The organism is Gilliamella sp. BG1 (genome assembly GCF_046635625.1).
GTDB classification, from domain to species: Bacteria; Pseudomonadota; Gammaproteobacteria; order Enterobacterales; family Orbaceae; genus Gilliamella; species Gilliamella bombi.
On the sequence record NZ_JBIDFG010000027.1, the window covers coordinates 1 to 11,786 of the forward strand.

The 11,786-nt window shown below is 34.0% G+C and carries 8 protein-coding genes and 1 pseudogene; 2 read left to right on the plus strand and 7 right to left on the minus strand.

Translation table 11 applies throughout. From position 1 onward, the window contains the following. On the plus strand, positions 1-718 hold a 718-nt coding region (locus tag ACGH80_RS11150; RefSeq protein ID WP_411631164.1), incomplete at its 5' end, for a hypothetical protein. A 690-nt stretch (positions 719-1,408) separates the two neighbouring features. Here the strand turns inward: ACGH80_RS11150 and ACGH80_RS11155 are convergent. The 5 genes from ACGH80_RS11155 to fdhD form a co-directional block, all read right to left on the minus strand. After that, a complete protein-coding gene (locus ACGH80_RS11155) occupies positions 1,409-1,885 on the minus strand; it encodes a hypothetical protein (RefSeq protein ID WP_065589334.1) in 477 nt (158 codons plus the stop codon). 948 nt (positions 1,886-2,833) lie between these two features. Further along, on the minus strand, positions 2,834-3,778 hold the full coding sequence (locus tag ACGH80_RS11160) for an EamA family transporter (protein WP_411631166.1): 945 nt from the start codon (positions 3,776-3,778) through the stop codon (positions 2,834-2,836). 178 nt (positions 3,779-3,956) lie between these two features. Beyond that, positions 3,957-5,195 (minus strand): nucleoside permease, encoded by a 1,239-nt coding sequence (locus tag ACGH80_RS11165; protein WP_085163828.1) that lies wholly within the window; start codon positions 5,193-5,195, stop codon positions 3,957-3,959. Positions 5,196-5,253: 58 nt separating this feature from the next. After that, positions 5,254-6,072, minus strand: coding sequence for a purine-nucleoside phosphorylase (locus ACGH80_RS11170; protein WP_174799134.1), 819 nt, complete (start codon positions 6,070-6,072; stop codon positions 5,254-5,256). A 290-nt stretch (positions 6,073-6,362) separates the two neighbouring features. After that, a complete protein-coding gene (gene fdhD / locus ACGH80_RS11175) occupies positions 6,363-7,169 on the minus strand; it encodes a formate dehydrogenase accessory sulfurtransferase FdhD (protein ID WP_174799136.1) in 807 nt (268 codons plus the stop codon). A gap of 183 nt (positions 7,170-7,352) precedes the next feature. On the opposite strand from fdhD, the gene ACGH80_RS11180 reads away from it, so the two are divergent. Next, positions 7,353-7,883 carry a DedA family protein gene (locus ACGH80_RS11180; protein WP_065589330.1) on the plus strand — a complete coding sequence of 177 codons (531 nt, stop codon included), beginning with the start codon at positions 7,353-7,355 and terminating at the stop codon, positions 7,881-7,883. Here the strand turns inward: ACGH80_RS11180 and mscM are convergent. Together mscM and asd are read right to left on the minus strand one after the other, a co-directional pair. Next, a complete protein-coding gene (mscM, locus tag ACGH80_RS11185) occupies positions 7,880-10,498 on the minus strand; it encodes a miniconductance mechanosensitive channel MscM (protein WP_065589329.1) in 2,619 nt (872 codons plus the stop codon). The genes ACGH80_RS11180 and mscM overlap by 4 nt on opposite strands. Positions 10,499-10,505: 7 nt before the next feature. Then, positions 10,506-11,351, minus strand: a pseudogene (gene asd, locus ACGH80_RS11190) (archaetidylserine decarboxylase); the annotation flags it as partial. Positions 11,352-11,786: the final 435 nt, after the last annotated feature.

Sequence of the window (11,786 nt, forward strand, 5' to 3'; positions counted from 1 at the left end):
GTTGTATTTTGATTTAGTCATAGTTGGAGTAGATGCAAGTCAGTTGAGTTGGTCTGTATATACAAGTGGTGATATAATTGCAACGTTGAGATGGACAAGGCCACTTTCAGGGACATTCACGGACCCAGAAGGGAATACTATACCAGCTGATGAGTGGATTACTGATAAGTCTAAGAATGTAACACGAGTAACGTTGAATGGTCCAGAGGCAAGGAGCTGGTGGAGCAATTCTAATCCAAACCGAATTACCGTCCCATCTTTGCCACAGACTTTTGAATTGGTGGGAAGGGATAATAATGGTAATGAGGTAAGATATGGATTTAAGTTGAGGCAGTGGTTTGTCAATCGAGGTGATCAATTTAAAACTTATAGCGAGCAGTTAGCATGGTGTAATAGTTTGGGTTATCGCATGCCGCGGGTAAGGGATTTAACCAATGCAGTTTGTTCTGGTTGGGGTTCAGGAAGTTGGTGTCAAGGCGCATTAGGCAGCACGCCGTCATCAAGTAATAATGCTTACCAGCGTCATATAGGAGCTGGGTTTTTCACGGAGTGGGGAGCAATGTACGGCTACGCTGATGCGGGCTTCATCAACACCAAAAAATATTACTGGACAAGTGACGCAAGGGGTAACAACCAGTTCAATGTCTCCTCGCTCGACGGCTACGTCGACAACAACAGTGTTTCCTGGAGCTATTATGCGGTTTGCACCACCCCTTAGTAATATTTGCGAGAAAGGTGGTTATGGTGTCTGAGAGGACAATATAGACAAGAATAAAGCCCTGGCCACAAGTTAGGGCTTTTAGCAGGTAAAGTCAGCGAGCCTAACGTTTTAATAGCGCCCGACCGATACGACTTAAAAGCTTGCGCTTTTGTTATTAACTGGCTGTTATTAACAAGTTATTATTAAATAACTATTATCAAATAACAAAAGCGCTTTTATTAAAAAGCCAAATTCAACGTAATAAAAAAATAACTAGCCTATAAGTGTTTGATTTTATTTAAAAATGCAAATAAAAACTTCAATAAAATCAATAGTCTACCTGAACGTTTTTAGAGCAAAAACACGCTTATAGCACCACAATGTTAATCAGCCTGCCTTATCACAGCATCAAAATATGCCGATAACGAAGTAAAGTTAGTACGCTAAACTAGGTTGTTGGGTGTGTTTGTGTTTTAGATGTTATCTGCAATATTAATTATTCCGCAAAAATCAAAAAGTCCTAAAGCTAATACCCTATTTTAATTATAAAATTCACCTATCTCTAAAGCTGAACCGTTTTTCGGCTATCTTGCTAAATATTAGAGTAATTATTGGATCATTTAATAGTTTACGTTGATAATAGTAAGCATAACAGCTTAATTTTACAATAGCACATCACGGCAATTGATTTTTTGTTAACAGCTTTATTTAATCATCCCAAAGCATAATTGCATGATCTTCAGTTAATATTAACGGCGGTGCAAAAAGATACTCTTTGACTTTAGCTGGTAAAACCTGCATGTCATTAAAGTTAAATTGTAACTCAGGATAAACATTAGCAATTTCTTTTATACGGGAATCAAGTAATTCCTTTATTTTATTCGATTCTTTTGTAATAGCTATTTCGTCTTTTAGCATGCCAATTTGTTTTTTATGATGCTCTGACTCAAATATTTCATGAAAAACAAAAGAAAATCCCTTTTTGTTATTGGTTCTGTCACAATTGGGGCATTCTCTATATTCAGGATGATGCAATTTAAGTTCTTTAACACGCAAAGCAATAATTTCGTCGATATGATCGGTATAATAATTTAATGTGGGATCTAAATAAGCTAGCGTTCTGTGTTCAGGTATTGCGCTATTACTATGCACTAAGGTAAATAAAGGTTTTTTTAATATCTTCATTTTTGTAACTTCCTTTTAATTAAAATAAAAAGATAACAAGACCTTAATAAAGAAAATAGGCTGTTAATTTTATGTAAAAAAGTTTTTGGTTGACATAATACTTAAATATAAAAACAAACAACAAAATCAAAATAATTCATTATGTTATAATGAATATTTAAATTAATGAAATTAAGTTTCAAAGCATAGGTACTTAAAATAAAAAAATACTATTAAGAACAACTGCTATCAGAAAATGAAAAGTCTTATTTACTTATAAACCTTATTTAAAGGTTAATTACGGTATATTATCAATACAGTAAAACATTATTACTTAATAGTAAAAACTTAATAAGCGAATGACTACCTATTTAAAAATAATCACTTTTTTAAGACAGATTTAATTTTGGAAAGTTCAATAATATCGCTAATTTTATCTTTTAGTTAAAGATTTTACGTCTAATTTTATAGACAAATACATAACGAAGTTAATCAATATATCATAATAATTTTTAATATATTTAACTATTAAAGCTATTTAAAATAGTGCAGAGCACGGAATGATTTATTTTTTAGTAAAAAACTAGCAATATTGGTCAAATTATAAGACGAACATAATTATGGTGATGATTGTTGGGTTTTCAATGCCTTTGGATATTACAAATAATCAACCTAATATGTAGGATTTCCTTACGCTGTTTACAGGAATTGAAACAAATACGGCGATTAACATACTTTTTATTGCAGTAGTTTTAATTGATATACGGCATAATCAGCAAATAGTTAGTGATACAACAGATACAAACAAAATTTTAAGTGATTTGCTCACTTTTATAATAATAAAGTTAAACAACATAAGGCGATTTTAAATAAAACACCTTATGAGTTTTTAGAGAATTATTTTAACTGTGAAATATAAACAAATTGGTGTTTTCCTACATTTTAAGGCGAAAATGTCAGATGAGCTAACTATTTTTCAAGTTTGTTCTTTTTGACATGTTTTAAGTTAGGTAAAGCAATTGCCAAAAGAATAATACCCACTCCAATCCATTGATTAAAATGGACCGATTCGCGTAAATAAAAATATGAACAAGTGACCGCTACAGGCAGTTCTGCTGCCGACAAAATGGCACTTAATGAAATTCCAATTTTTGGAATTCCTACCGAAAACAAAAAAGGTGGCAATACAGTACCTAGTAATGCTAATAAAAATCCTAATTGATAAAGTTTGTCGCTAATATCAAGTTTGAAGAAAAATAAAGGTGGAAATATCAAAAAAGTAATAATACATGCGCCGGTAATCATCCACGCACTTTTTTCAAGCTTAGGTAATTCGTTACCAATATTGCTGCTAGTACTAATAAAGAGTGAATACATCAGTGCTGCTAAAAAACCAAAAAAACAACCAGCTAAATTTAAACTAATATCTTGATTAAAAATACCTGCTGCTAAGCAGCTACCTAAGATAATTACAATAATCGCTGAAAGTTGAATAATACTAGGTTTGTTTTTGAAAAAAATAAAATCAATAAAGACGCTAATCCACAAATATTGCATTAATAAAATAATTGCAATTGATGCAGGCACTAGTTGTACGCATTGGTAATAACAAATACCGACTAATCCAGGAAATAGACCAACAGCGCAGATCTTCCATTTTTTTGTCAATTTTGTATTCTTTTCTGTTGGAGGTGTTAATCGTGTGTTTGTTGATGTAGATACTTTTGGGGAGTGTATTATTTTGACAATAAAGTGAATAATCCATAACATTAACATTCCCAAAAAACATTGGATACCAGTGACTTCACCTAATTTATACCCGTCTTGATAAGCCGTCTTAACGATAGAAGATAGTACGCCAAAGCTACATGCACCTAATAAAACCAGTAAACCGCCTAAAAATTTATCTTTCATATCTAAATCTCGTAACAAAAAATAACATTGCCGATAATTTCGGCTAAAAAACACAATAAAAGACATTAGGGGAAGGATTATTAAATTCATTCCCCAGATGTCTTTTTAATAAGTTAAATCAATCAAATTACAATGATAATTAATATTTCAAAATCTATTAATCTCAACAGATAAGTGATTATGTAGCACACTTACTTTTAGTATGGTCATAATTAAATGAATAATAAAAAACAACACCTAACACAAGTGCATATGTAGCAAAAATTAGCCAAATTGTTTGCCAATCTTTAAGACCATCATGTGTACACATGTCAACAACATAACCACTTAAAATGGAGCCAAAATAAGCACCAATACCATTAACCATGGTCATAAATAGTCCTTGAGCGCTGGCTCGAATATTTGAACTGACTTCTTTTTCAATGAAAATAGAGCCTGAAATATTAAAAAAGTCAAATGCACAGCCGTAAACGATCATTGAAAGCATTAATAGCACAAAACCAAAAGGTGTTGGATCACCAAATGCAAATAAACCAAATCGTAAAGTCCAAGCAATTAAGCTTATCATTATGACTTTTTTGATGCCAAATTTTTTGAGAAAAAATGGGATGGTTAAGATAAATGCGACTTCAGCCATTTGTGAAACCGATAATAAAATAGCTGGGTATTGCACAATCAAGCTATCTTTAAATTCTGAGACTTTACCAAAATCATGTAAGAAAGCGCCACCAAAAGTATTAGTGATTTGTAGTATCGCACCAAGTAACATAGCAAAAAGAAAAAAAACAGCCATAACGGGTTTTTTGAATAATACAAAAGCATCTAATCCTAAATAAGAAACCCAAGACTGTTTTTGGTTTTTAGATACAGTAATATTTGGTAATGTTGCACTATAAACAACAAGTACAGCAGATGCTGCGCAGGCAACATAAAGCTGAGCATTACTCAACTCGAATTTGCATAAACTAATTGTCCACATTGCAATAATAAAACCAACTGTACCAAATACTCGTATTTTAGGGAAAACGGTTACCGAATCTAAGTTATGTTGAGCCAAACAGTGGTAGCTAATAGAATTAGATAATGCAATAGTTGGCATAAAAGCTAACGCATTGCCTAACATTACCCAAAATAAAATAGCTGAATTATTAACTGATGCAGCATAAAAAAGCGCAATAGCACAAACAGAATGACAAAGCATATATAGATATTTAGCCTGCAAAAATTTATCGGCAATAATACCAATAATAAATGGTGTAATTAATGCCGCTAAACCTTTGGTACTAAAAATCATCGATACTTCAACACCAGAAAAGTGTAAAGTATTAAATAGATAAGCACCAAAAGTGGCTAACCAGCTTCCCCAAATGAAATATTGGAAAAACATCATTATTTTTAATCTATTTTTTATGTTCATTGTTTATTCCTAAAATAAAGTGAACTTTTTATAGAAAATTACCAATAAAAAGTATTGGTTAGAAGCGTGCAATCGTTTTTGTTATTAGTTGTAAAAAAGTTGATTTAACGCGTTCTGCTGTCTCTATAACTTCTTCGTGTCCTAATGGTTGATCTAAAATTCCGCAAGCCATATTAGTTAAACACGAAATTCCAATGGTTTTAATGCCTGAATGGTGTGCGATAATTGCCTCGGGTACAGTTGACATGCCAACTGCATCGGCACCTAAAACACGAATCATTCTAATTTCGGCAGGTGTTTCATAAGTTGGACCTGTCCACCAAGCATAAACACCTTGTTGTAAGGTAAGATTAAGTTCTTTGGCTACATCAATTACTGTTGAACGCAATTGCTTATTATAAACCTCACTTACATCTAAAAAGCGCACACCTAAATCAGGGTTATTTGGTCCAATAAGAGGATTGTTGGCAGTAAGATTAATGTGATCGGTGATCAACATTAAATCGCCTGGTTTAAAACTCGTATTGACTGCACCACATGCATTAGTGATAATTAATTTTTCAACACCAAGCATCTTCATCACACGAACAGGGAAAGTAACTTGATCTAACGAAAAACCTTCGTAATAGTGAAAGCGCCCTTTCATTGCCACAACTGTTTTGTCTCCGCATTGGCCAATGACTAATTCATTTGCGTGGCCAACGGCTGCTGATTTGGCGAAATGTGGAATTGTGTCATAAGGAATATGAACAGCATCTTCAAGAGTGTCGGCAAAAGGTCCTAAACCTGAACCAAGAATAATCCCAATAGTTGGTTTTTTGTTTGTGTGTTTCTGAATAAAATTAACGGCTTGTTGAATATCTGAAGTCTGATGCATGATAGTATCCTTTCAAAAAAAATTAATGCTAAGCTAAAGTAAAATAGGTGAATATAATAAAACAGTGATAACCTATTGCTTAGTTTAATTGGGTAAAATCCCATAAAATAATTAAAAAACAAAATAATTTTTGTTTTCGGCATATATTATGATGATCTTCGTCTAATAAAGGAAGATGCGAATTGGTATATCTTAGAATGAATTAGAAAAATTTATTTTTTATTTTTATTATTCAATATATTAAGTTTAGATTAATTTAATCACCAAAATGAATAATATAAAAGATTTTCTTAGATAAGACGATCATCGCCAGAATAGATCACACCTTTATCGCCCCTAAAAAATCCTAACAAAGTTAAATGACATTGTTTAGCCAAATCGACAGCCATTGAAGTTGCTGCCGAAACCGCTAACAAAAATTCTACGCCACAATTGGCGGTTTTTTGTGCCATTTCATAGCTAGCACGACTTGATACTAATACCACACCGTGTTGATACTCAGGGTTATTTAACAATTTCATAGCTCTAAAGCCAAGTAGTTTATCTAATGCGACATGCCGGCCGATATCTTCAAACCCTGCCATAAATTGTCCTTTCAAATCTAGCCATACAGCTGCGTGCGTGCAACCAGTTTGTTTACCGACTTGTTGAACATGCGATAAATAGCTTAAGCTGTCACTAAAATCAGCTAAATCAATCTGACTTATTAATGGTAAAGTAGGAATATCTTGGCAGACTTGCTCTATCTGCTCAGTACCACAAATGCCGCATCCTGTTCGCCCAGTTAAATTACGTCGTTTTTCTTTCAGCTCGCTAAAGCGTCGTGACGAAAGTTCGATTTGTACTTCTATGCCTTTGGGAGTATCAATAATATCAATGCCATAAATATCATTAACCGAATGAATAATATTTTCCGTTAACGAAAAACCAATGGCAAAATAATCCAAATCTTTTGGTGTTGCCATCATCACTACATGTGAAATTCCGTTATAAATTAAAGCAACTGGCTTTTCGATAGCTAACATATCAGGTTGAAAATGTTGCAAATTACTGTTTTTAAATTTACGTACTGGAATTGATTTAACACCGATCGCCATTAATTGCCTCTTGCTAATTTGGTTATAATTAAGACTGCTATCAGCACAAGATCAACCATTAATAATTCTAAAATGTTAACGCAGTGTAATATTTTATCAATAGATGGCGTGCTTAGCACTTAATAAGCAATATTATGATAAAATAGTTCACCATAAGCAATTGATAATTCATAAGCTAACTCTATGTCATTACAAGAAATTACACAGACTATCATGCAGTTTATTGAGCACCACCAAGTTTGGGCATTACCCATTATATTTTTATTGGCATTTGGTGAATCATTAGCGATTATCTCGCTTCTAGTGCCTGCAACGGCTATTTTATTAGGGGCAGGGGCTTTAATCGGTGGAGGAGCAATATCATTTGTGCCCGTATTAATTGCCGCTTCGGCAGGTGCTGTTTTTGGAGATTTACTGTCTTATTGGTTGGGTAAACACTATCATCAACAAGTTATTGCTTCATGGCCACTTAATAAGCACCCTAAATTAGTTTATCGTGCTGAGCAATTTTTTCAGCGTTATGGAACGTTAGGGGTATTTATAGGTCGATTTTTTGGACCACTACGAGCCATAGTCCCTTTAATTGCTGGCACAATGCATATGCCAACCACCAAATTTAACCTAGCAAACATTGCTTCAGCACCAGTTTGGGCTTTTGTATTGCTTGCGCCAGGAGCATTTGGTGTGCCTTGGTTAGAAACTCTTTTTGGTTAAAGCGTGCCGATGGTATAACTACGACGCCCACTCTTGCGTCCCAATGCTTCTAAATTGGTTTGCAATGGTGGGAATGGTAGCGTTAAATGATGTTTACGATAAGCTTCAAGTATCAATTTATGTATAGCACTTCGCAGTAACATTCGGTGTCCCATCTCGGCAGCAAAAACACGTAGTTCAAACAACTGAATACCTTCTTGGATATCCACCAAAAATACTTGAGGTTCAGGATCGTTAAGCACATATTCACATTCATCTGATGCTTGTTGTAAAAGTTTGATAACCAAATCACTATCAGCATCGATAGTTGCGGGAATGGTTAATACAATTCGAGTGATCGAATCAGACAACGACCAGTTCACCAATTGTTCGGTAATGAAAGCTTTATTGGGCATCACAATTTCTTTACGATCCCAATCGACAATGGTAATTGCACGGGTATTAATTTTTGTAATATTACCTGTCAAATCACGAATTGTCACCGTATCGCCAATACGTACTGGTTTTTCGAATAAAATGATTAAGCCAGAGATAAAATTAGCAAAGATCTCTTGTAAACCAAAACCTAGCCCCACACCTAATGCGGCAATTAACCATTGAATTTTAGACCAGTCGATACCAATAAACGAAAATGCAATCATACAGCCTATCATCAAAGTAATATATTTTGAAACTGTGGAAATAGCATACCCTGTTCCTGGTGATAAATCTAAATGTTGCAAAATGCCTAACTCCAACAAAGAGGGCAGATTTTTGACCAACTGAACGGTAATTGTCATCACTAAAATCGCAATACAAACTGCACCAAGGGTAATGTATTGTTCGATTTCAGTTCCATTTACAATGGCGCTGGTTCCCCAAAGTTTAATATTATTCATAAAGGCAAAGGCCGAATGCAATTCAGACCATAGCAAAATCATACTAATTAGCGCAATCATCATAATAATCGATCTGACTAAATGTAAGGATTGCGCACTGATGACATCTAAATCGATAACAGGTTCATCAACACTTTCGTTAAGTGAATTGAGATCATCTTCATGTGATTTGGCTCGTTGCATTCGTTCTAAGCGACGTTGCTTGGTTCGTTCAAATTCTATACGACGTTTTTGGATCCACATCCAACGGCGAATCATAAAATAAATAACTAATAGAGCAAACCAAATAATGACAGAGGCCTCAAGACGTCCTAATAGTACTTGAGCTGTCGAAAGATAACCTAAACAAGCTGCAATGATAGCTAGCCATGGTGCACTTAATAAAATAAACCACAAAATATGACTTAATAAATTATCACCAGCTCCTTTTTTATCAATATAAAGAGGAACACCAGCACGATGGATAGAATTAGTCATAAACACCAAAGCAAAGCAGAGCAAAATAAACGACGTTCGACCAATTGTGGCTGCAAATTGATGATTATTATATTGATCAAAACTCATTACTATCATCACTAGTGGAATTACCAGCCAAACTGAAAGTTGATAATATTTCATCGCTGAGCGTACGCTAAGTCCAGACCAACCAAAATGGGTAATAAACAGTCCATTAGTTGACGCAAAATGCGCTGAAATAATAAATACCCACAAAATTGGCGCAGCAGCATTCACACCATAACCCAAGGCAAATGCGACAGGATAATCTGAATTAATCTGTAAAGCATAACCAAACACTGCCCACAAAATAGGGATAGGTAATGCCATAATTAATGAAAATATAATTACTTTTAAGGTTAAAGAGTAACTATCTTGTGTAACTTTTCCTACACGGCTAGCTGATTTATTGAGAAAAATATTATATTTCGTGCGCATCTTAAAGTGTGCAAACACGAATAGCAACGACAAAATAATTAAAAATAACGGTTTTGGCGAACTAAGTACTTCAATGCTAGCTTTATAAAGTTGCGAAATGGTATCGACAGAAAAAATCACATACACAACATCTTTTGCTAAATCAATTGGATAACTCAATGATATTGGATTCACATCAGCTACCCAGAAAAAATATCTGTGTGCAGCATCGTTTACTTCGTCAATCGCATTGGTTAATTGCTTATTGGCAATTTTTAGTTTAGTCAATTCTAGAATGGTAGTATCAGTTCCCGAAATAAGAGTCTTAAGTAATTCGGTCTGTTCTCGAATTAAACGACGATATTGGGTTGCTTCTTTGATGCTATTAAGTGGACTTGTTAAAGTTGGGTAATTGTCCAAAGATGTTAAAATATTACTATAATTAAGTTGTTGCGCTTTTGCCTCGGCGATTTCGGCATCAAGCGCTTGCGATTTGGGTTTTTCTGGCAAACGCAATAACTGTTGACGTAAGGTTTCGCCCAAAGCGGTCGAAAAACTCAACCATTCTCCTTGTTCATCAAGTGTTGCCAGTGTATTTTGAACATGTGAAATTTGTGTCGTGATATTGTTTTGCTCATTAACAATACTAGTTAGATGTGTTTTTTGTAACTCCATATTTTGTCTGAGTTCATCATTTTTATCACTTAACTGATGAACAACTAGCGAAAGATCATTTTCATCATTAATGACTGGTGTGGTTTCTTCGGCAAAAGTCAGTGAAGAAAACAACACAACAACAAAGCACACAACACCACGAATCCACATAAAGCTATATCCTGTCAGCTAATTTTTGACCCACGCGAGTAACATCACCAACTTTAAGGTGGTTATTAAACTCAATCGAATTTGAGGCAAACAGTGTAATTACTGTCGAACCTAACTTAAAGCAACCTATATCTTGTCCTTTAGTTAATTTTATCCCGTTGGTATAAGTCCAACGTTTCATTATTCCTTCTCGTGGAGGGGTAACAATACCTTCCCATTGTACTTCTATACTACCAACAATAGTTGCACCAACTAAAATTTGCGCCATTGGACCTAATTCGGTTTCAAACAAACAAATCACACGTTCATTACGAGCAAAAATATTAGGTATACTTTCGGTTGTAGCTTTGCTAACTGAAAATAGCGAACCAGGCACATAAATCATCTCACGCAAAATACCATCACAAGGCATATGAAAACGGTGATAATCTTTAGGAGATAAATAAGTGGTTGCATATAAACCATTTCTAAAAAAGTTGATCATATCAGGATGACAGGCAAGTAATGATTCTAAAGAATAAAAATGCCCTTTAGCTTGTAACAGCTGTGTATCAAGAATAGTACCAAACTGACTAATTACACCATCAGCAGGCATAACAACAGCACTATCGGTGGTATCAATTGGCCGTGCATCCTCATTTAATTCGCGAGCAAAAAAGTCATTAAAGGTTTTAAATTCTTTTACATCACTAATTTTTGCTTCGCTCAAATCCACTTTATACACTTTACAAAAAAGCATAATCATCCATGTTGTAACTTTACCTAACTGTTTTTTTGCCAACCAACCAAAAATAACGGTTAATAGCTGTTTAGGAAGAAGATACTGAATAATTGCTTTTAACTGATTTAACATAGATAACTCTCAAAATTATGTTATAAATAATACATTATACCAAGGTTTATAGACAAAGTGTAAAACCAACTTAAATCAATAATTTGTATAATTGATCATATACATATATAAATTTTGCCAATTCTGTTCAATAATGGCAATCGTTTAAAAACTTTTATCGTTATTGTTACTTAAACTGCGGTCATTACCAATAATTAAGGACTGTATTAATGGCATTTAGAAGCATTAAAGCTAGATTTAGTTACATTAAGCAGTATAGTTATATTATCATGTTATAAGTAATCATATTAGCATTTAACACCCTAAGAAATACATCGATTTAGTAATGGATTTAAGAACAGTATTTTTGCAGGAATACTAGGGACTGTTGATCTTTGCTGTACATAAATTACTCAACAATACATTGGCAGCCACATTAACATAAATGCCAGTGAT

Excerpts from the sequence above, each read along its gene's own strand:
- fdhD (WP_174799136.1), bottom strand. The coding sequence starts at position 7,169 with ATGGCGATCGGTGTTAAATCAATTCCAGTACGTAAATTTAAAAACAGT.
- ACGH80_RS11170 (WP_174799134.1), bottom strand. The coding sequence starts at position 6,072 with ATGCATCAGACTTCAGATATTCAACAAGCCGTTAATTTTATTCAGAAA.
- ACGH80_RS11155 (WP_065589334.1), bottom strand. The coding sequence starts at position 1,885 with ATGAAGATATTAAAAAAACCTTTATTTACCTTAGTGCATAGTAATAGC.
- ACGH80_RS11160 (WP_411631166.1), bottom strand. The coding sequence starts at position 3,778 with ATGAAAGATAAATTTTTAGGCGGTTTACTGGTTTTATTAGGTGCATGT.
- ACGH80_RS11180 (WP_065589330.1), top strand. The coding sequence starts at position 7,353 with ATGTCATTACAAGAAATTACACAGACTATCATGCAGTTTATTGAGCAC.
- mscM (WP_065589329.1), bottom strand. The coding sequence starts at position 10,498 with ATGTGGATTCGTGGTGTTGTGTGCTTTGTTGTTGTGTTGTTTTCTTCA.
- ACGH80_RS11165 (WP_085163828.1), bottom strand. The coding sequence starts at position 5,195 with ATGAACATAAAAAATAGATTAAAAATAATGATGTTTTTCCAATATTTC.